Genomic DNA, 19,391 nt, shown 5'->3' with positions numbered 1-19,391 from the left:
CGGCAGCGGCCTTCGCCATCCGTGCGTAAGGAGTCTCTCGAGTCATGTCTCGCCTACCCGTCATCGTCGGCTTCGGAGGCTACAACGCCGCCGGACGCAGCTCCTTCCACCACGGTTTCCGACGCATGGTGCTCGACGCCCTGCCCGCCCAGGCGCGCCAGGAGACCCTCGCCGGGCTGGCGGTGATGATGAAGCGGGTGACGGTGCTGGACGGTCAGTACCGGGACACTGCCGGGGAAATTCTCGACGTGGCGGGCATCGAAGCGCGCTTCGGCGAGGAGATCCGCCAGGGCACGCTGATCCGCCGCATCGAGCACAGCTACCTGGACGTCGACTCCAGCCACTGGCACAAGGTCGTCGAACTCGGCACCGGCGATGCCCCGATGCAATTCGTCACCCAGGCCAAGCAACTGCCCGAACCGCTGCCGCAGAGCTGGCAGGTGGAGGCGTTGGACGATGGCCAGGTGCGCGTCACTCTGCTCGGCAACTTCGAGGTCAAGGTCGACAGCTACCGTCCGCTGCCGGTGAAGTCCGCCGGCCAGTTGCCCTCCGGCTTCGCCCCGGGCGAGCTGTACAACTCGCGCTTCCACCCGCGCGGTCTGCAACTGGCGATGGCCGGCGTCGCCGATGCCCTGCACTCCACCGGCATCGACTGGGCCCGCATCGTCGAGCACGTCGCCCCCGAGCAGATCGCCGTCTACGCCGGCAGCCTGATGACGCAGATGGACGAATACGGCAACGGCGGCCTGCTGCAGTCGCGCCTGCGAGGTCATCGGGTGAGTGCCAAGCAACTGCCGCTGGGCTTCAACAGCATGCCCACCGATTTCATCAACGCCTACGTGCTCGGCAGCGTCGGCGAGACGGGCACCCTCACCGGCGCCTGCGCCACCTTCCTCTACAATCTGCAGAAGGGCGTCGACGCCATCGCCGCTGGCCGTGCCCGCGTGGTGGTGGTCGGCAACAGCGAGGCGCCGATCCTCCCCGAGTGCATCGAGGGCTATGCCGCCATGGGTGCGCTGGCCAGCGAAGAGAACCTGCGTACCCTGGACGGCTGCGAGCACGTCGACTTCCGCCGCGCCAGCCGCCCGTTCGGTGACAACTGCGGTTTCACCCTCGCCGAGTCCAGCCAGTACGTGGTGCTGATGGACGACGAACTGGCGCTGCAACTGGGCGCCGACATCCACGGCGCGGTGACCGACGTGTTCATCAACGCCGATGGCTTCAAGAAGTCCATCTCCGCGCCCGGCCCGGGCAACTACCTGACCATGGCCCGCGCCGTCGCCGCCGCCTGCCAGTTGCTCGGCGAGGATGCCGTGCGCCACCGCAGCTTCGTGCACGCCCACGGCTCCAGCACCCCGGCCAACCGCGTCACCGAGTCCGAGCTGCTCGACCGCGTCGCCGACGCCTTCGGCATCGAGTCCTGGCCGGTCACCGCGGTCAAGGCCTACGTCGGCCACTCCCTGGCACCGGCCAGCGGCGACCAGTTGATCGCCGCCCTGGGCAGCTTCCGCTACGGCATCGTTCCGGGCATCAAGACCATCGACAAGGTCGCCGACGACGTCCACCACGAGCGCCTGGACATCCTCACCGCGGATCGCGTCGAGGAACCCGGCCAGCGCGAACTGGCGTTCATCAACTCCAAGGGCTTCGGCGGCAACAACGCCAGCGCCTTCGTCATCGCCCCGCAGCGCGTCGAGCGCATGCTCGCCAAGCGCCATGGTGCCGCCGCGGTGGACGCCTGGCACGCACGCCGCGAGGACACCCGCGCGGCCGCCAGCGCCTACGACGTCCGCGCCGGCCAGGGCCAGTACGAGGTGATCTACAACTTCGGCCAGGGCCTGATCGACGAGAGCAAGATCGAGATCGACCGCCAGGGGGTCAAGGTCCCGGGCTTTGCCCAGCCGCTGTTGTATCCGCAGGACGAGCGCTACCGCGACATGCAGGACTGAGCCGGACCCGCATCCTCTCGGCAGCAGCCGAGTCGTAGGGTGGATCACGCTTCACCGATCCACCACGCGGGCTGCTCCCGCAGCCAAGCAGAAAACCGCAAACACCAGTACCGGTAGCAGCAGCTCAGGATTGATCGTGCCCACGCTCCTGCGTGGGCACGCCTCCCGAGACGCTCCGCGTCTCCAGTGCTCCAGGCCTTCGGTGCCAAAAGACGATTTTCGGCCATTAACCGAACCTCCCTGTTTCGCCCTTCTGGGCGACGTCCTTTTGTCTTGGCAAAAGGACGCAAAACCGTTGCCTCGGCGATCCGGCCCCGCCCGCTGACGCGGACGGGGTTCGTTCACTTCATCGCCGCTCCGGGGGTCGCCGCCAAGGGGCGTCCTGCCCCTTCGCGGCTTTCGCGGCCGTCCTGGCCGCTCACCCCCCTGCGCGACGATTCCGTTCACCCGGACCAACGGGACGCTTCGGCGCCGTCTGCCAGTTCGGGTAGCAGGATGGGGCCGAGCCAAAACAAGGCGGCCACCGATGACACGGCTTGCACCCGGGGCCCCTTCAGGAGGCCGAGTGGAGGTGTTGCGCAGGGGAGTGAGCCGCCAGGACGGCGGCGAGAGGCCTGTGCGGTCCAGGGATGGACCGTACGGGCCGGCCCCCGGAGCAATGCCGGAGCGAGGGAAGTCCGTTCGCACAGCGAACTGACCCGGATGCTGGGGTGGCCTTCTCTTTGGTTACTTTCTCTTGGCCACCCCAAGAGAAAGTGACTCGCCGTGCAAGGCGAAACCTGTAGTCCCACCCGAGGAAAGCGCCACGCTCATACGCATCCAGCTGCGGCCGCGCCCTCACAGACCAACAACGAATGAAAAATCGCTAAGCGCGCTTTCCACCCTGCAATCACGACGGTGGTTGCCCCCCGAGACCTCTCGCGCTGGAGACGAGCCCTCAGGTCTCCAGTCCCACGCCACGCAGGATCACCGCCGTGACGGTCTGCACGGCCTGTTCGAATTGCTGATCGGAGAGCGGCTGGTCGCCGTTGAGGGCGTTCACCTGGTGCTCGAAGTCGGCGTAGTGCTGGGTCGAGGCCCAGATCATGTAGAGCAGCGCCGAGGGCTCCACCGGGCGGATGCGTTTCTCCTGCACCCACTGGCGGATCTTCGCTTCCTTGGTCTTGGCGCCGGCGACGAGGTTCTCGTCGAGCTTGTCGCGCAGCAAGGGCGCGCCATGCATGATCTCGTTGGCCCACAGTCGCGAACCGTGCGGGCGGTTGCGCGAGTGGCTCATCTTCTCGCGGATGTAGCTGGTCAGCACCACCTTGGGATCGTCGAAGAACTCGAAGCAGGCACCCTCCTGTTCCCACAGCCCGAGCAGGTTGACCAGCACCTCGCGGTACAGGTCCTCCTTGGTGGTGAAGTAGTAATGCAGGTTGGAGCGCGGCAGCCCGGCGCTCTTGGCGATGTCCGCCATGGCGGTGCCCGCGTAGCCCTGCTCGGCGAAGACCCGCTCGGCGGCGAGGAGGATCTTTTCGACGTTCTTTCGACGAATACCGATCTTGTGGTTGGTCATTCCAGGCCTTCTCGAGTTCGTGGTCGTACGTCCCTTGCACGGCCAACAGCGCGATGCTCAGCGGTTGTCGAATGCTGTTGCATCATACCGCAGAGCCTGTGGCGACCGCCGCATCCGACTGGCGGATACGCTGTCCCCAGGCCCGCGCCGTCGCCAGCAGAGCGTCCTCGTCGCCGACCAGCAGGCGACCATCGCGCACGCGCGCCTGGCCGTCCACCCAGACCTGGCTGACACGCTCGCGGCCGGCGCAATAGATCAACTGCGAGACCGGGTGATAAACCGGCTGCTGGGCCAGCGCAGAGAGGTCGAAGGCGACCATGTCGGCGCACTTGCCCACTTCCAGGGAACCGATCCGTGACTCCAGGCCGAGCGCCCGGGCACCGCCCAGGGTTGCCATGCGCAGCGCCGCGTGGGCATCCAGCGCGGTCGCCGAGGCGGACACCGCCTTGGCCAGCAACGCGGCGGTACGCGCTTCGCCGAGCAGGTCCAGGTCGTTGTTACTGGCCGCGCCGTCGGTGCCCAGGGCCACGTTGACGCCGGCTTCGAGCAGTTTCTGCACCGGGCAGAAGCCGCTGGCGAGCTTGAGGTTGGACTCCGGGCAATGCAGCACGTGGGCGCCGCTGGCACTCAGCGCGGCGATGTCGGCATCGTCGATCTGCGTCATGTGCACCGCCTGGAAATGCGGCCCCAGCAGTCCCAGGCGCGCGAGCCGCGCCAGCGGGCGCTCTCCGGTCGCGGCCAGGCCATCGCTGACTTCGCCTGCGGTCTCGTGAACATGCATCTGGATACGCGCGGCGCAGCGCTCGGCCAGCTCGCGCACCTTGCCCAGGCTATCGTCGCCGACGGTGTATGGCGCATGCGGGCCGAAGGCGACGCTCACCCTGGGGTGCCCGCTGAGGCGTTCATAGAGCGCCAGGCCCGCATCCAGCGCGGCATGCACGTCGACCGCGCCGGGCACCGGGAAGTCCAGCACCGGAATGCAGATCTGCGCGCGCATGCCGAAGGCCTCGACGACCTCGACGGCGACCTCGGGGTAGAAGTACATGTCGGAGAAGCAGGTCACGCCGCCGCTCAGTTGCTCGGCGGCGGCCAACGCGGTGCCATCGCGGACGAACTCGGCGTCGACCCAGCGCTTTTCCGCCGGCCAGATGTGGTTCTGCAACCAGTCCATCAGCGGCAGGTCGTCGGCCAAGCCACGGAACAGGCTCATCGCCGCATGGCCGTGGGTGTTCACCAGTCCGGGCGCGAGCAACTGCCCGGGCAACTCGCGAACGTCGAGAGCGCCCTGGGCGAGCAGTTCATCGCGCGGCGCCAGGGCGGCGATGCGCCCGTCGCGCACCGCCAGGCCATGGCCTTCGAGCACCACCCCGGCGGGTTCCACCGGGACGATCCACTCGGGAAGCAGCAACAGGTCGAAGGGTTTCAGGGTCATTGGGCCTCCACGGGACTGTGGTAGATCTCGGCGTACATCGGCCAGTGGTCGGAGACACCGTCGTCGTATTGCGCCATGGAGAAGCGCGACGGCGTTCCCCAGAGGTTGGTCTGGTAGCGGCTGTCATTGGCCAGGCGGATGCTCGCCGGGTCCAGCTTCCAGCCTGCGAAGCCGGCTGCGCGGGTGAGCTCCTTGGGAAACAGCAGGATGTCGAAGAACGACCACTGGCGGGCGCTGTGGTAGTAGTAGCTGCCCTTGCAATCCTGGCAGCCGATCAGGTGCGAAACGACCCAGGTCGAGGCCAGGTCATGGCCGATGTAGTGCGCCTTGGCCTCTTCGCCCGCGTTGATGTTGAAGTCGCCCCCGACGATCGGCAACACGTCCGCCGGCAGTTGCGCCTTCAGCGTCGCCAGTTGCGCGACCGCCTGCTGGCGCAGGTAGCCGGGCGAGCCGCCGGAGGGCAGATGCACGGCGAACACCGAGGCCTTCTGCCCACCCGGCAGGGTCAGGCGCACTTCCAGCATGCCTCGGGTCTTCTCGACGCCGGACTGGGAGCGATCACCCTGCGCCTGGTAGGGCACCCGGTGCAGGATCGGCGCATCCCATTGCGGCAGACGGCTGAGCACGGCGGTATCGATACCCCGCTCGTCCCAGCCTTCGAGCAGCACGCGGGTGCCGTAGCCGGCCTTGCTCAGGCGCGCATTGAGCTGCTCGAGCACCGCCTTGTTCTCTACTTCCTCGAGAATCAGCACGTCCGGGCCGCGGCCGTTATCGATCTGCTCGATGACCGCCGCCAGGCGTTCGAGCTTCTCGTCGAGCAGCTTCGGTGTCCAGTCCAGCTCCTCGCACTCGCGGCGCCAGGCCTCCACGCGGATCCGCTCGCACACGGCCATGTACTCGGGATGCGCGCGCTTTTCCGCCAGCGGCAGGTAGGCGATGTCTTCCTTGCCGGCGTCGTGGGTGGTGTCGAAGAGGTTCTCGACGTTCCAGGTCATCAGCGATACGCGCGTTTGCGCCGGGTCCGCCGCGTGGCTGCCGCTGCAGCCGGCGAGCGCGGCCGCCAGGCTCAGGGCGATCAGGGCCAGGGAGCGCTTCATTGGGCCGGCCGCCCGGCCACCAGGGCCTCGTCGAGCAGCTTGGCCAGACGCACGGAGGCCAGTTGCACGCGCTGCTCGGCAAGCGGCACGAAGTGGCTCATGTAGGCGGCGTTGATGCTGTTGCGATCGCCGCTGTCCTGGTTCATCAGCTTGTCGCCACGGCTGTAGGTGTAGCCGCTGCGGTTGTACTCCAGCTCCTTGGCCGCATAGTCGATGCCGCCGTCGTCGTCATCGTCGAACGGCTTGCGCGGCATCTTGCGGGCAGCCACGGCGCGCGGATAGATGTCGTCGTCACGGACGATCCTGCAGGACTCCTCGGACCAGGACACCGGACTCATGTCGCCGGCCGCTGGCAGGCCCTTCTGCAGCTTGTCGGCATAGGCCTGGGTGTCGAGCTGGGCGGCGCTGAGCAGGAAATCGTCCCATACCTGGCGCAGGTTGTAGGTCTTGCCGCCAGCGGTGACCTTGTAGTCGTAACCGCCCTTGTCGTCCTTGAAGCTGTTGTTCAGCGGCGAGTGGGCATCGGCGACATGGTGGATGAGGAACAGCAACGCCATGACCCGAGCCTGGTTGGGTGCCTTGGGGTCGCTCAGCGCGGCGCGGTTGCGCTCGATGGCGGCCACCGTACAGACGCCATCGGGGCACTCCTCCGGCGGCTGGTACTGGCAGTCATCGCCCTTGTAGATCACCCGTCGCTCGTTCTTGGTCTTTTCCCACAGCGCCTGGGTCTGCGGGTTCTGCCCGAGATTGCCGGCCCAGTTGGCGACCACCGCGAAATCGTCCTGCTTGATCATCCCCAGCAGGCGCTTGGCCTCGGCGGCGGCCTCGGGGGTCAGCTGGCGCTGCGCCAGGGCGCCGACCAGCGCGGTGCCGCGCTCTCCCCAGGCGGCGGCTTCGCCGGCCCAGGCGAGGGTCCCGATCAGGGCCATATGGCCCAGCCAATTCAGTCGTTTCATCGTCCATCTCCTTGGTGAGGCACGCAGAGGGCATCCAGGGCCAGGCGCAGCATGTCGTGGAAATCCTCCTGGCGTTGCTGCGCGGTCAGCCGCTCGCCGGTGAGGATGTGGTCGCTGACGGTCAGCAGGGTCAGCGCCTGCTTGCCGAGTTCCGCCGCCACGCCGTAGAGGCCGGCGGCCTCCATTTCCACGGCGAGCACGCCCATGCGCTGCAGGGTGGCGAAGATCGCCTGGTCCGGCTCGTAGAACAGGTCGGCGGAGAACACGTTGCCCACGTGGGGCGCCAGGCCACGCTCGCCGGCGGTCTGCATGACCTGGGCGAGCAGCGCGTAGTCAGCGATGGCGGCGAAGTCGAAACCGTCCAGGCGCTTGCGGTTGACGACCGAGTCGGTGCTGGCGCCCATGGCCAGTACCAGATCGCGAACCTTCACCTGGGGCTGGGTCGCGGCGCAGCTGCCGATGCGCACGATGCGCTGCACGCCGTACTGGGAAAACAGTTCGTGGGCGTAGATGGAGATCGACGGAATGCCCATCCCCGAGCCCATCACCGAGATCGGTGTGCCCTGGTAGAGGCCGGTGTAGCCGAGCATGTTGCGTACGCCGTTGACCTGCTGGACCTGGTCCAGATAGGTGTCGGCGAGCAGCTTGGCGCGCAGCGGGTCGCCGGGCATCAGCACGGTTTCGGCAAAGGCGCCGGGTTCGGCCTGGATATGCGGAGTTGCCATGTCAGTGGGTCTCGCGAATGAGGAAGGAGCGCCCGTGGCTGCAGGGCGCGAGATCGAACAGTTCGGCCAGGCTCTGGCCGATGTCGGCGAAGCTGTCGCGCAGGCCCAGGCTGTCGGCGCGCACGCCCTGCCCCCAGGCCAGTAGCGGGATGTACTCGCGGGTATGGTCGGAGCCCGGCCAACTGGGGTCGCAGCCGTGATCGGCGGCGAGCAGCAGCAGATCGTCAGGGGCCATCGCCGCCAGCAGCTCAGGCAGACGGCGATCGAAGGCCTCCAGCGCGGCGGCGTAGCCGGCCGGGTCGCGACGGTGCCCGTAGAGCATGTCGAAGTCGACGAAGTTGGCGAACACCAACGTGCGTGACGGCGCCTCGGCCAGCGCCCGCAGGCTCGCGTCGAAGAGCGCGTCGTTGCCGTCGCCCTTGTACAGCCGGCTGATGCCCCGGTGGGCGAAGATGTCGCCGATCTTGCCCACCGCGAAGACCTGCCCGCCGGCCTCGCAGAGGCGTTCCAGCACGGTCGGCGCGGGGGGCGGCACGGCGTAGTCGCGACGGTTGCCGGTACGCACGAAGCTGGCCGCATCCTCACCGCGAAACGGCCGTGCGATGACCCGGCCGATGTTGTACGGATCGCACAGCTCGCGGGCCAGCTCGCAGAGCGCCAGCAGGCGATCGAGGCCGAAGTGCTCCTCGTGGGCGGCGATCTGCAGCACGCTGTCCGCCGAGGTGTAGACGATCGGCTTGCCGCTGCGCAGGTGCTCCTCGCCCAGCTCGGCAATGATCGTGGTGCCGGAGGCATGGCAGTTGCCAAGCACGCCGGGCAGACCGCCACGGGCGATCAGTGCATCGAGCAGGGCTGCCGGCATGCTCTGCAGCGGTGCGCTGAAATAGCCCCAATCGAAGAGGACCGGCACACCGGCCATTTCCCAATGCCCGGAGGGCGTGTCCTTGCCGCTGGAAAGCTCGGCGGCGGCGCCGAAAGCGCCCTCGGGAGGCACGTTCGACGCAAGCCCCGGAGGCACCTCGCCACAGGCCAGCGCGGCGGCCTCGCCGAGCCCCAGGCGGACCAGGTTGGGCAGCGCCAGCGGCCCGTGGCGACGCGCATCGTCGGCCTCGCCACGGGCACAGGCCTGGGCGATGTGCAGCAGCGTGTTGGCCCCCGCATCGCCGAAGCGTGCGGCATCCGGTGCGGCGCCGATGCCGAAGGAATCCAGCACCAGCAGCAGTGCGCGACTCACGCGCCCTGCTCCAGGCGGGTGATCAGCGCCGGTTGCGTCTGGGCGCGGGCGGCGATGCGGAAGGCGCCGAGCAGCGCCGCGGCGGCCTGCTCGGCGGAGGCCAGGTCGGCGGCGTGGATGATCGCCAGCGGCCGCCCGGGACCGACCGACTCGCCGGGAAAAGCCAGCTCGGAGAGGCCCACCGACGGATCGATCTGGTCTTCCGGACGCCGCCGTCCACCGCCCAGGCCGACCACCGCCAGCCCCACGGCACGGGTGTCGATGCGCTGCACGACCCCCTCCATCGGCGCCAGCAGTGGCACCTTCACCGGCGCCTCGGGCAGCCAGGCCTGGGGGCGCTCGACCAGGTCATCCGGCCCCCCCAGCGCGCGCACCATGTGCGCGAAGCGCTGCAATGCGGCCCCCGTGTGCCAGGCATCGAGCAGGCGCTCGCGGGCCTCCTCGCGGCTCGCTGCCAACTGCGCGGCGAGCAGCGTCTCCTCGGCGAGGGCGAGAATCACCTGCCATAGGCGCTCGCTGCGCACCTCGCCCTGCAGCAGGGCAATCGCCTCGTGTACTTCCAGGGCGTTACCGGCGGCCCGCGCCAGCGGCTGGCCCATGTCGGTGATCAGCGCGCGGGTCGGCGTACCAGCGCCGTTGGCCACCTCGACGATGGTGCGCGCCAGGGCCTCGGCATCCTGGGGATGGTCCATGAAAGCGCCGTTGCCGGTCTTCACATCGATCAGCAGCACGTCGAGGCCGGCGGCGAGCTTCTTGCTGAGGATCGAGGCGACGATCAGGTCGATCGACTCGACGGTGGCGGTGACGTCGCGGATCGCATACAGCCGCTTGTCCGCCGGCGCCAGGTCGGCGGTCTGGCCGATGATCGCGCAACCGACCTCGGCCACCACCTCGCGCAAGCGCTCCAGGCTCGGCTGGCTCTGGTAGCCGGGAATGCTATCGAGCTTGTCCAGGGTGCCGCCGGTGTGGCCCAGGCCACGTCCGGAAATCATCGGCACATAGCAGCCGCAGGCCGCCAAGAGCGGCGCCAGCACGAGGCTGACCAGATCACCGATCCCCCCGGTGGAGTGCTTGTCGACCACCGGCCCCGGCAGCGACCAGCTCAATTTCTGTCCGGAATCGCGCATGGCCAGGGCCAGCGCCACGCGCTCGTCGAGGGTCATGCCCTTGAGCAGCACGGCCATGGCGAAGGCAGCGATCTGCCCCTCGCTGAGGCTGCCATCGACGATGCCGGCGACGAAGCGGCGGATGTCCTCCGCGCTGAGCACCTTGCCGTCGCGTTTGCGACGAATCACTTCCTGTGCCAGCCAGGCCATGATTAGTAGCCCTCCGGCGCATGCTCGGCGGCGCTTTCACCGGCGCGCCGGAGCAGGTCGTCGAGCAGGCTGGAGGCCCCGAAACGCAGATGCTCGGGGCTGACCCAGTCGGCCCCGAGCAGGCGCTCGGCGAGCCACAGGTAGACCTGCGCATCGGGTAGCGTGCGCATCCCGCCGGCCGGCTTGAAGCCCGCCTTGCCGCCGTGCTCGGCGAGCACCTGCAGCATCACCTCGGCGGCTTTCGCCGTGGCATTCACCGGGACCTTGCCGGTGCTGGTCTTGATGAAGTCGGCACCGGCGGCCAACGCCTGCTCCGCTGCGCGGCGCACCCGCAGCGGATCGCCCAGCTCGCCGCTTTCCAGGATCACCTTGAGCGTGCGCCCGACGCAGACCTCGCGCACCGCGCCGAGCAGCGCCGGACCGGCGTCCAGGTCACCGGCCAGCAACGCGCGATAGGGATACACCAGGTCGATCTCGTCGGCCCCCTCGGCCAGGGCATCGCGCACCTCGTCCAGCACCTGGAGCAGCGGCGCATCGCCCGCGGGAAAGTTGCACACGGTGGCGACGCGGATCGCCTGGCCGCCGAGGGCGTCCAGCTCACGACGCGCCAGCGCGACGAAGCGCGGGTACACGCATACCGCGGCGACCGGTCCCAGGGGCGTCAAGGCGCGCCGGCAGAGCTGGCGGATACGCGCCTCGTCGTCGTCCTCGTTGAGCGAAGTCAGGTCCAGCAGGCGCGCCACACGGGCGGCCTGGATTGCATCGTTGTCGATCATTTCATCATCTTCTTGTAACGGCGCCGCCGCGCGGCCCGAGCTATACGAACAGACCGGCGAGCGCGGCGCTCATCAGACTGGAAAGGGTTCCCGCGAGCACGGCCTTGAGTCCGAGGCGGGCCAGTTCGGGGCGCCGCGAGGGTGCCATGCCGCCCAGTCCGCCGATCAGGATGCCAATCGAGGACAGGTTGGCGAAACCGCAGAGGGCGAAGGTGATGATCACCTTGGTGCGCTCGGAGAGTACCGCCAGACCGTCCTCGGCAACCCGTTGCGGATCAAGGTAGCGGGCGAAATCCACATAGGCCACGAACTCGTTGAGCACCAGCTTCTGGCCGATGAAGCCGCCAGCGATGGTGGCCTCGTTCCAGGGCACGCCGATCAGGAAGGCCACCGGGGCGAACAGGTAGCCCAGCAGCAGTTGCAGGCTCAGTTGGGGAAAGCCGACGAGCCCGCCAGCCCAGCCGAGCACGCCGTTGAGCAGGGCGATCAGAGCGATGAACACCAGCAGCATGGCACCGACGTTGAGCGCCAGGGCCAGGCCGCTGGAGGCGCCGAGGGCCGCCGCGTCGATGACGTTGGCCGGTTGCTCCTCGGCGGAGACCTGGATGTCCGCCGGATCATCGTGGGGCGTTTCGGTCTCCGGCTCGAGCAGCTTGGCCATCAGCAGGCCACCGGGCGCCGCCATGAAGCTCGCCGCGATCAGGTACTTGAGATCCACGCCGAGGCTGGCATAGCCGATCAGCACCGATCCGGCCACCGAGGCCAGGCCGCCGACCATCACCGCGAACAGCTCGGAGCGGGTCATCCGTGCGAGGAACGGGCGTACCACCATCGGTGCCTCGGTCTGCCCGACGAAGATGTTGGCGGTCGCCGACATCGACTCGGTGCGACTGGTGCCCAGCAGACGCTGCAGGGCGCCGCCGATCACCCGGATCACCAGGCCCATCACGCCCAGGTAATAGAGCACCGAGATGAAGGCACTGAAGAACACGATCAACGGCAACACGCGAATGGCGAAAACGAAGCCGCCGTTGCCGAACACCTCGAACATGCGTGTACTGGAGAGTCCGCCGAAGAGGAAGTCGATGCCCTGCTGGGCATAGCCCTGCAGCGACGACACCGAGCCGGAGAGGCTCGCCAGCACGCTCTGCCCCCAGGGCACGTAGAGCACGAACAGCGCCAGTGCGGCCTGGATGGCGAACGCGCCCAGCACCGTGCGCCAACGAATGTCCCGACGTCGGCGGGACAGCAAGAACCCCAGCAACAACAACCCCACTACCCCGATGAAACTCATCGACGCGAACTCCTGAAGACGGCAGGCAAAGAGAAGAGATGCACCGGCCTCTTTGGGCCTGGTGTCGTTAGGGTTCGAGTGCTACGCATCCGGGAAGCTGAAGGCCCCCGGCAGCAATTGGGCGACGCTCCACAAGCGGTCCTGGCGCTCGTCGTGCCCACGGCAGAGCACCGGGGTGTCTGCCGCCATCAGTTCGAGCATCACCTGGCGGCATGCGCCACAGGGCGAGATCACCGGCACGCCCGGCGCATACACCGCCATGGCCAGGAAACTGCCGGGCGCATGTCCCTGGGAGATGGCACTGAACAGGGCGCTACGCTCGGCGCAGTTGGTCAGCCCGAAGGAGGCGTTCTCCACGTTGCAGCCGCGGAGTATCTCGCCCTGGGCGGTGAGCAGCGCAGCGCCTACGGGAAACCGTGAATGCGGGCACCAGGCATACGCTGCGGCGGCGCGGGCCTCGTCCAGCAGGCGGCGCCACTGGCTGGCGTCGAGGTTACGGCTCATGGCTTCACCTCGACGATGCGGCCCGCGCCTTCGGCGCTTCCAGCCGGCTGCCCGGCCGCATCGGCGCGGCGCAGGTAGTCGATCAGCGCGTCCAGGTCATTCAGGCCGGTATCCAGCCGGGCGGAGGCCTCGGCCAGCACGGCGAAGTTATCCCCACCTTCGGCCATGAACGAGTTGACGGTGATCCGATAGGTCTTCTGCCTATCCACCGGCTCGCCGGCGATCCGCAGGCTATCGGGCACTACACGCTCGCCCTGCGTCCCTTCGCGCCAGGCATAGCTGACGCCACTGGAGGGCTGCAGCGGCATGAAGCCCGCGCTCTGCCATTGCTCCTCGAGCATCCGGTAGAGCTGCGCGCCCGTCAGGTCAAGGATCACCAGGGTGTTGTTGAAGGGCTGCACCGAGGCGACCTGACCATAGTCGACCTGTTCCTTGCCCTGCTCCAGACTCAGAGAGGCGCGGACGCCACCGAGGTTCATGAAGGCGGCCTGGGCGCCCATCGACTGGGTCGCCGCCAGTTGCGCATCGGCGATCAGCTCGCCCATCGGCGACTCGCCACTGTCACTGGGTTCTACCGGCACCTCGGTCGCGCCGATGCGTGCCACGGCCTTGCCCAGTTGCGTCTGGCTGCGCGCCTGTACCTGCTGCACCAGCTCGCGCATCGAGGCACTGGCATCGGCGTCGTAGCGCTGCGGGTCGACCAGCAGGTTCTGCGCGCGGGCATCGAGCAGGCGATGGGCCTGGGTATCGATGTTCAGCGTGACCTGGGTCACCAGCCGGCCATAGGACGAACCCTGGGTCACCAGCACGTCGCCGATGCGACACAGGTAGCCCTGGTGGGTGTGAGAGGTCAGCGCCACGCGGATGTGCGGGTCGAGCTGCTTGACCACCTCGACGATGTCGCCGGACAGCGCATTGCAGTCGGGCTTGTCGAACGGTTCGCGGGTCTCCCCGCCCTGGTGGATCACCGCGACGATGGCGTCGACCTTCTGTTCCAGCAACTCGGGTACCAGGGCGTTGATCGCCTGGGCCTCGGCCACCGTGGACAGCCCCTGCAAACCCTGGCGGGTGACCACCGAGGCGACGTCCTGGAGCACGGCGCCGACGAAGGCGATGCGTGCGCCATGGGCTTCGAGGATGCGATAGGCCGGCAGCACCGGCTGGCCGTTGGCGTCGAGCAGGTTGGCGGCGATATAGGGGAAGTCGATGCCCTTCCAGGTGCCGTCGAACTGGCAGGCCTTGTCCGGTCGGGGTGACTCGCAGCCGCCGTGAATCTGCCGCTGCAGCTCGCCGATGCCCTGGTCCAGCTCATGATTGCCGACCACAGAGAGCTGCACGCCAAGCAGGTCCATGGCCTCGAGCGTGGGCTCGTCGGCCCATAGCGAGGACAGCGGCGGGCTGCCGCCAACCAGGTCGCCGACGCCGACCAGCAGCGTCTGCGGGTCCGCCTTGCGCTGCTGTGCCAGCAGCCCGGACAGGGCCACGGCGCCGCCGGCCTGCAGGTCCAGCGCCTCACCGGCGGCGCTGTCGCCCTGGAAGCGACTGGGCAGCAGGTGACCGTGGTAATCGTTCAGCGCCAGCAGGTTGACCTGCACGGTGCTCGGTGCGGCGGACTGATCGCAGGCAGCCAGCAGCGCGGCGCTGCAACACAGTGCCAGCAGGACGGGACGGACACGCGGAAAGGGCATGGCGGGCGGGCCTCAGGCGCTGGGCTGCAGGGCGCCGACCGAAGTCGCCGCGCTATCGCCGGAGGTATAGCGGGTGCCCATGCCGGCGCGCAGCAGAAGCATCTTCAGGTGATCGTTGATCTGCTCCAGGCGATCCTGCAGGTGGTGGTTGCAGGCGAGGCCGACCAGCGCGATGGAGATACCCAGGGCGGTGGCATAGAGCGCGGTACCGATACCGCGGGAGACCTCTCCGGGATCGGAAACACCGGCTTCGGCGAGCGCCTTGAAGGTGTCGATGATGCCGAGGATGGTGCCCAGCAGGCCGAGCAGCGGCGCGCCGGCGACCACCGCCTCGAGAATCCACAGGCCGTGGTTGAGCTTGCCGCGGATGGAGATGTAGATCGCCTGGCCAAGGTCTTCCAGTTCGTTGTGCGAGCGCAGGTGGCTGCGCCCTTCGAACAGCTGCCGCAGCAACTGCAGGGGCAGGCTGTCACGCGCACGCAGAGCCTCGGGCAGGTCCTCGATGCGACGCACCGGCTGGTGCAGCGCAGCCTCTAGCTTGCGCGCACGACGCAGGCTGTGGGCGAAGAAGATGCCACGTTCCACCACCACGAAGGCGGCCAGGGCCGCGGCGCCGTACATGATGTAGAAGGTGATGTCGTGGAGCAGGTCCATGTTCATGGCGGGTTACCTCGGATGGATCGGGAAAAAGCAGCCCGGCCTCACGACCGGGCTCTTGCGCTGGATCAGAAGGAAGCCTCGAAGGAAACCGCGACGGTCTGCTCTTCGGCGATGGTGTAGTACGGTGTGGCGCCCACGTAGTTGCTGCTCGGGTCGTAGTCGACCGAACTGAACGCCACGGTACGCACGCCATTGAGGTATTCGCGGTTGAACAGGTTGCTCACCGACAGGCGAACGGCCGCCTCCTTCACGTACTTCTTGTTCACCGGCAGGCGATACCCCAGGTTCAGGTCCACCACGGTGTAGTGCGGGATGCTCTCGTCGTTGGTCAGGTCGCCGTACTGGTTGTCCACGTACTTGCCGACGACGTTGCCGTAGAAGCGGCCATCGTCGTAGCCCAGGCTCAGGTTGAACATGTTCTTGGGCACGCCAGCGACCTGTTTGCCCGCGGTGGGCAGGTCGAAGCCGCGGTAGTTCAGGTCATCCTGCTGCTCGGCTTCGGTGTAGGTGTAGGAGGCGTAGTAGTTGAAGTTGTGCGGCAGCAGACCGCTGAACTCCAGCTCCAGACCCCGGTTCTCCACATCGCCGACGTTGAGCATGATGTAGTCGCCGGCATCGTCGCGGCTGGACACCTGGCGGTTCTTGAAGGTCAAGTAGAACAGGGTCGCCGACAGCGCCATCTTGTCGGTGGCATAGCGCCAACCGAGTTCATGGTTCCAGCTCAGCTCCGGATCGAGGCTGATCGAGTCGCCCGTGTTGTAGAGCACGTAGTTCTGCGGCGTACGCATGTTACGGCTGAGGTTGTAGAACGCCTGCTGCTCGGTATTGATCTGGTAGCGCGCACTGAAGCTGGGCAGGAATTCGTGGTAGGTCGCGTTGCGCTTCTCAGGGGCATCGTAGAGGCTGCCGCGGTTGTTACCCTTGCGCTCGGTGTGCTCGTAGGCCAAGCCGGTGACGAGCGTCAGATCGGGCGTGGCGTACCAGGTGTCTTGCACGAACAGCTTGTGCGCCGGGGTGATGGTGAAGTAATTGCGACCCTGGATGACGTTGCCGCTGGCATCGCGTACCTGGTTGGAGTCATGGTAGTCAGCCCAGATGTCCGAGGGACTGCCATCGGCGTCCAGCGGCACGAAAGGCTGTGTCTGGCGCTGGCGCGCGCGCTCGTACCAGTAGCCGAAATCGATGCTGTGCTCGTCGTTGAAGGCCCAGGTCAGCTTGGTGTTGACCCCGGGGCGCCAGGTTTCGGTCCAGGACGGACGGTAGTAGAAGCCGCTGACCGGATTACCGTCCGCGCGATAGTCGTTGTAGGAGTTCAGGTTGCCCAGGACGTAGTTGCCACCGCTGTTGGTGGAACCGCTGTTGAGGCTGGCGGCGTTGCCGTAGGTGGTGTAGCTACCGCCGTTGGCCCAGTAGTAATAGGGGGCCACGGTCAGTTGCAGGTCGTCGCGCAGCTGGAAGCGGCCAGTCAGCGAGGCCGTCACGTTCTCGAAAGGGTTGCGGTTGAGCTTGTAGGAGCCTGCCGAAAGATACTGCGCGCCGTTGTAGTCGCTGAAGGTCGGAGACTCGGCGAACTCATAGTCATGGTCGCCGGAGAACTGACTCTTGCTGGCGGTGGCGTAGTTGTAGTTTTCCTGCTTGTGGTACTTGACGATCGCATTCAGCGAGTTGCCATCGCCGAACTTGTACAGGCTGTTGAGCTCGACCTTCTGCGCATCGAGATCGCCTTTGCCCTTCCACTTGTCGCTGTTGGTGTCGGACACCGATATGTAGTTGGACAGCCCCATGTATTCGCCGGTATTCAGTCGGACGAAGCTCTTGCTCAGGTTGTTGCTGCCAACGGTCTGCTTGACGAAGACACCGAAATCTTCGGTCGGGCGCATCGACACCAGGCCAATGTTGCCGCCAGAAGAGCCGATGTGCGGCGCATCCATTTCCGAGGAACCCTGGGTAACGAAGATTTCCTCGAGGTTCTCGGAATCGCCCAGCAGGTTCGGGTACATGCTGTAGTTACCCGAGTCGTTCACCGGAATGCCGTCCATGGTGACGCCGATCTGGTCGGAGTTCATGCCGCGCATGGTGAAGTTGAAGCCGGACAGCCCGGTGGAGTCGTCGCTGGAGACGTTGATCCCCGGGGTGTACTTCAGCTTGTCGATGCCGTTGGCCGTCGGCGCCATCTTCTCCAGGGCTTCCTTGGTCACCGTGGAGCGCGACTTGGCCGCCTCTTCCTGAACCATCTGGCCGTTGCCCAGGGTCTGCCCGGTCACTTCCACTTCGCCGATATCCGCCTCCTGGGCGAGCGCCGAAGCGGTCCAGCTGCCGCACCCGGCGGCCAACAACATCACGAACATCCTATTGAATTTCATCACCAGCATCCTCGGTTGATAGGTCGAGTGGTTGGGCAGGTCTTATTTGTCGTCGAGGGTGTAGACGAGGGTTGCGTTGAAGCGATATCGGTCGTTGCCGGCGAACGCCTCTGCCGGAAACGGCGCGACCTTTTCTATGCGCCGCAAACTGCCTTGCGCGGCGCGGTTGAGCAGCATGTTCCTGGCCTTGGTCTGGATTCCCGAATCCAGGACACGGCCATTGCGATCCACCAGCAGCCAGACCTCGACATTGCCGGTGGGGCGTTGTAGCGAGGCCTCGCGGCCACGCGGGTACTGCTTGTACTTGTCCAGCTCGGCACGCAGCACCGCGATGTAGCGGCTCTCCAGCGCGGCCACGTTCACCTGCGGCTTGGCCGGCGGCGCGGGCACGGCAGCCGGCGGCGGCGTAACCGGCTTGGGCGCGGGAGCAGGCGCCTTGACCACCGGCTGCGGCTTGGGCACCGGTTTCGGTTCGGGCTTGGGTTTCGGCTTGGGCGCCGGCTTGGGTGGTTCGGGCTTGGGCTTGGGCGGCTCGGGCTTCGGCGGCTCAGGCACCTCGATCACCGGCTCCGGGTCCGGCTCCGGGGGTGGCGGCGGTGGCGGTGGCTCCGGCAGCGGCTCGGGTTCCGGCTCGGGCTCCGGAGGCGGCGGCTGCAGCTCGGCAGGATCGATCAGCGCAATTTCCACGACACTGTCGTCGTACTTGGGCTTGATCTTCAGCTCGCTCTTCACCGCGCCGTGGATCACCGCAGCCAACAGCGCGAGCGCCGGCAATGCGGCGATGACCTTGCGCGATCGATAGACGATGGACATGGCGTTACAGCTTGCGGGTAGCGATGGAGACGGAGGAGAAGCCACTGCCCTTGAGCAGGTCCATGACGGCCACCAGTCGGCCGACCTCCACGCCTTCGTCACTGTTGAGAATGATCACCAGCTTCTCGCCGGTCTGCTCCAGCGCATGCAGTCGCTCGACCAGTTGCTCGTCGCTGACGTCCTCGCCATCGAGCTGCAGGCGGTCTTCCAACGCCAGGGTGATCACCGCCTTGTTCTGCGGCTTCAACTGCTGGGCACTGGCAGCGCCGGGCAGCTGGGTCTTGATCCCCAGTGCAGGGATCACGTTCAGGCTGATCAGTACGAAGAACACCAGCAGGAACATCATCACGTCGATCATCGGAATGATCTCGATATGTACCCGCCGTTTCTTCGGCTCTTCCCAATTACGCATCGCTCGACTCCGCGCTGTCGGCCGAAACACCCGGCCGGTTCTCTCAGATCGTCGAGACAAGAGCAGATTACGTGCCATTCCTGTCTCCAATGACAGGAATAAATAACACCCACTTGGTTACAACCGTGTGAACCGTGGATATCCAGTGCGTGACAGCACCCAGGCAGCCTGGTCAGGTGAGGGCACTGACAGTTCAAGAGCCCTCAAAAATGCACATCACGAGGCATTTCCAGCCTCTCTCGCACCAAAACGCTTCACGCCGACCGATGAGTCACAAAGCGTCCAGACATTCTGTCTGTAGAGACAAGCTATCGATCCAGGCAGGGGAGGCGCGGGGAATAAGCCGGCGGAGAGGCTCGACTATAGGGACAATGCGCGGGAAACGAGAGCCGACACGGGTATTTGCAGCTTGCCTGCCAAGACAGACGAAGCTCAGCGGATATTTTCTATAAATTCCTTTAAATACAGTACATTGAATAACGCACCAGCTATTCGACAAGGCCAAGAGGAATCTCCATGCGTCAGGCCGCACAACAAAAACTGTCATTAATGTCAGGTTCAATGAGAGAGCGGCACGCGCCTTGCTGCGTGGCCGTTCCTCTTTTCGCAACCTG

At 66.6% G+C, this 19,391-nt stretch carries 16 protein-coding genes; 1 reads left to right on the top strand and 15 read right to left on the bottom strand.

Annotated elements, in window-relative coordinates:
- Positions 1-44 precede the first annotated feature (44 nt).
- A complete protein-coding gene (locus ACYRGX_RS06100) occupies positions 45-1,949 on the top strand; it encodes a beta-ketoacyl synthase (protein WP_473055716.1) in 1,905 nt (634 codons plus the stop codon).
- Between the two features lie 937 nt (positions 1,950-2,886).
- Here ACYRGX_RS06100 and ACYRGX_RS06095 read toward each other — a convergent pair.
- From ACYRGX_RS06095 to ACYRGX_RS06025, 15 genes are all read right to left on the bottom strand, one after another.
- The gene (locus tag ACYRGX_RS06095) at positions 2,887-3,507 is read right to left on the bottom strand and encodes a TetR family transcriptional regulator C-terminal domain-containing protein (RefSeq protein ID WP_473055715.1); all 621 of its coding nucleotides are present in this window, start codon (positions 3,505-3,507) and stop codon (positions 2,887-2,889) included.
- Between the two features lie 82 nt (positions 3,508-3,589).
- Positions 3,590-4,939, bottom strand: coding sequence for a TRZ/ATZ family hydrolase (locus ACYRGX_RS06090; RefSeq protein ID WP_473055714.1), 1,350 nt, complete (start codon positions 4,937-4,939; stop codon positions 3,590-3,592).
- Positions 4,936-6,036, bottom strand: coding sequence for an endonuclease/exonuclease/phosphatase family protein (locus tag ACYRGX_RS06085; RefSeq protein WP_473055713.1), 1,101 nt, complete (start codon positions 6,034-6,036; stop codon positions 4,936-4,938). Before ACYRGX_RS06085 ends, ACYRGX_RS06090 begins: the two co-directional genes overlap by 4 nt.
- On the bottom strand, positions 6,033-6,992 hold the full coding sequence (locus ACYRGX_RS06080; RefSeq protein WP_473055712.1) for a S1/P1 nuclease: 960 nt from the start codon (positions 6,990-6,992) through the stop codon (positions 6,033-6,035). The genes ACYRGX_RS06085 and ACYRGX_RS06080 overlap by 4 nt, the downstream gene beginning before the upstream one ends.
- Complete coding sequence (gene deoD / locus ACYRGX_RS06075) at positions 6,989-7,717, bottom strand: purine-nucleoside phosphorylase (protein WP_473055711.1); 729 nt, start codon at positions 7,715-7,717, stop codon at positions 6,989-6,991. The genes ACYRGX_RS06080 and deoD overlap by 4 nt, the downstream gene beginning before the upstream one ends.
- A 1-nt stretch (position 7,718) precedes the next feature.
- Positions 7,719-8,951, bottom strand: coding sequence for a phosphopentomutase (locus ACYRGX_RS06070; RefSeq protein ID WP_473055710.1), 1,233 nt, complete (start codon positions 8,949-8,951; stop codon positions 7,719-7,721).
- Positions 8,948-10,267 (bottom strand): thymidine phosphorylase, encoded by a 1,320-nt coding sequence (deoA, locus tag ACYRGX_RS06065; RefSeq protein ID WP_473055709.1) that lies wholly within the window; start codon positions 10,265-10,267, stop codon positions 8,948-8,950. The genes ACYRGX_RS06070 and deoA overlap by 4 nt, the downstream gene beginning before the upstream one ends.
- Before the next feature lie 2 nt (positions 10,268-10,269).
- Positions 10,270-11,043, bottom strand: a complete 774-nt coding sequence (gene deoC, locus ACYRGX_RS06060; RefSeq protein WP_473055708.1) for a deoxyribose-phosphate aldolase — start codon at positions 11,041-11,043, stop codon at positions 10,270-10,272.
- 40 nt (positions 11,044-11,083) lie between these two features.
- Positions 11,084-12,337 carry a NupC/NupG family nucleoside CNT transporter gene (locus tag ACYRGX_RS06055; protein ID WP_473055707.1) on the bottom strand — a complete coding sequence of 418 codons (1,254 nt, stop codon included), beginning with the start codon at positions 12,335-12,337 and terminating at the stop codon, positions 11,084-11,086.
- A gap of 81 nt (positions 12,338-12,418) precedes the next feature.
- Positions 12,419-12,841 carry a cytidine deaminase gene (locus tag ACYRGX_RS06050; protein ID WP_473055706.1) on the bottom strand — a complete coding sequence of 141 codons (423 nt, stop codon included), beginning with the start codon at positions 12,839-12,841 and terminating at the stop codon, positions 12,419-12,421.
- Positions 12,838-14,529, bottom strand: coding sequence for a bifunctional metallophosphatase/5'-nucleotidase (locus tag ACYRGX_RS06045; protein ID WP_473055705.1), 1,692 nt, complete (start codon positions 14,527-14,529; stop codon positions 12,838-12,840). Before ACYRGX_RS06045 ends, ACYRGX_RS06050 begins: the two co-directional genes overlap by 4 nt.
- Positions 14,530-14,541: 12 nt before the next feature.
- Positions 14,542-15,189: a MotA/TolQ/ExbB proton channel family protein gene (locus ACYRGX_RS06040; RefSeq protein ID WP_473055704.1), complete on the bottom strand. Its 648-nt coding sequence runs from the start codon at positions 15,187-15,189 to the stop codon at positions 14,542-14,544.
- 65 nt (positions 15,190-15,254) lie between these two features.
- The gene (locus ACYRGX_RS06035; protein WP_473055703.1) at positions 15,255-17,552 is read right to left on the bottom strand and encodes a TonB-dependent receptor family protein; all 2,298 of its coding nucleotides are present in this window, start codon (positions 17,550-17,552) and stop codon (positions 15,255-15,257) included.
- 42 nt (positions 17,553-17,594) lie between these two features.
- Positions 17,595-18,365 carry an energy transducer TonB family protein gene (locus tag ACYRGX_RS06030; RefSeq protein WP_473055702.1) on the bottom strand — a complete coding sequence of 257 codons (771 nt, stop codon included), beginning with the start codon at positions 18,363-18,365 and terminating at the stop codon, positions 17,595-17,597.
- A gap of 4 nt (positions 18,366-18,369) precedes the next feature.
- Positions 18,370-18,777, bottom strand: coding sequence for an ExbD/TolR family protein (locus tag ACYRGX_RS06025; RefSeq protein WP_473055701.1), 408 nt, complete (start codon positions 18,775-18,777; stop codon positions 18,370-18,372).
- Between the last annotated feature and the right edge of the window lie 614 nt (positions 18,778-19,391).

The organism is Pseudomonas sp. R4-15 (assembly GCF_055768815.1).
This window is presented reverse-complemented; position numbering and strand designations above follow the sequence as displayed.

Excerpts from the sequence above, each read along its gene's own strand:
- ACYRGX_RS06100 (WP_473055716.1), top strand. The coding sequence starts at position 45 with ATGTCTCGCCTACCCGTCATCGTCGGCTTCGGAGGCTACAACGCCGCC.
- ACYRGX_RS06095 (WP_473055715.1), bottom strand. The coding sequence starts at position 3,507 with ATGACCAACCACAAGATCGGTATTCGTCGAAAGAACGTCGAAAAGATC.
- ACYRGX_RS06090 (WP_473055714.1), bottom strand. The coding sequence starts at position 4,939 with ATGACCCTGAAACCCTTCGACCTGTTGCTGCTTCCCGAGTGGATCGTC.
- ACYRGX_RS06085 (WP_473055713.1), bottom strand. The coding sequence starts at position 6,036 with ATGAAGCGCTCCCTGGCCCTGATCGCCCTGAGCCTGGCGGCCGCGCTC.
- ACYRGX_RS06080 (WP_473055712.1), bottom strand. The coding sequence starts at position 6,992 with ATGAAACGACTGAATTGGCTGGGCCATATGGCCCTGATCGGGACCCTC.
- deoD (WP_473055711.1), bottom strand. The coding sequence starts at position 7,717 with ATGGCAACTCCGCATATCCAGGCCGAACCCGGCGCCTTTGCCGAAACC.
- deoA (WP_473055709.1), bottom strand. The coding sequence starts at position 10,267 with ATGGCCTGGCTGGCACAGGAAGTGATTCGTCGCAAACGCGACGGCAAG.
- deoC (WP_473055708.1), bottom strand. The coding sequence starts at position 11,043 with ATGATCGACAACGATGCAATCCAGGCCGCCCGTGTGGCGCGCCTGCTG.
- ACYRGX_RS06055 (WP_473055707.1), bottom strand. The coding sequence starts at position 12,337 with ATGAGTTTCATCGGGGTAGTGGGGTTGTTGTTGCTGGGGTTCTTGCTG.
- ACYRGX_RS06050 (WP_473055706.1), bottom strand. The coding sequence starts at position 12,841 with ATGAGCCGTAACCTCGACGCCAGCCAGTGGCGCCGCCTGCTGGACGAG.
- ACYRGX_RS06045 (WP_473055705.1), bottom strand. The coding sequence starts at position 14,529 with ATGCCCTTTCCGCGTGTCCGTCCCGTCCTGCTGGCACTGTGTTGCAGC.
- ACYRGX_RS06040 (WP_473055704.1), bottom strand. The coding sequence starts at position 15,189 with ATGAACATGGACCTGCTCCACGACATCACCTTCTACATCATGTACGGC.
- ACYRGX_RS06035 (WP_473055703.1), bottom strand. The coding sequence starts at position 17,552 with ATGAAATTCAATAGGATGTTCGTGATGTTGTTGGCCGCCGGGTGCGGC.
- ACYRGX_RS06030 (WP_473055702.1), bottom strand. The coding sequence starts at position 18,365 with ATGTCCATCGTCTATCGATCGCGCAAGGTCATCGCCGCATTGCCGGCG.
- ACYRGX_RS06025 (WP_473055701.1), bottom strand. The coding sequence starts at position 18,777 with ATGCGTAATTGGGAAGAGCCGAAGAAACGGCGGGTACATATCGAGATC.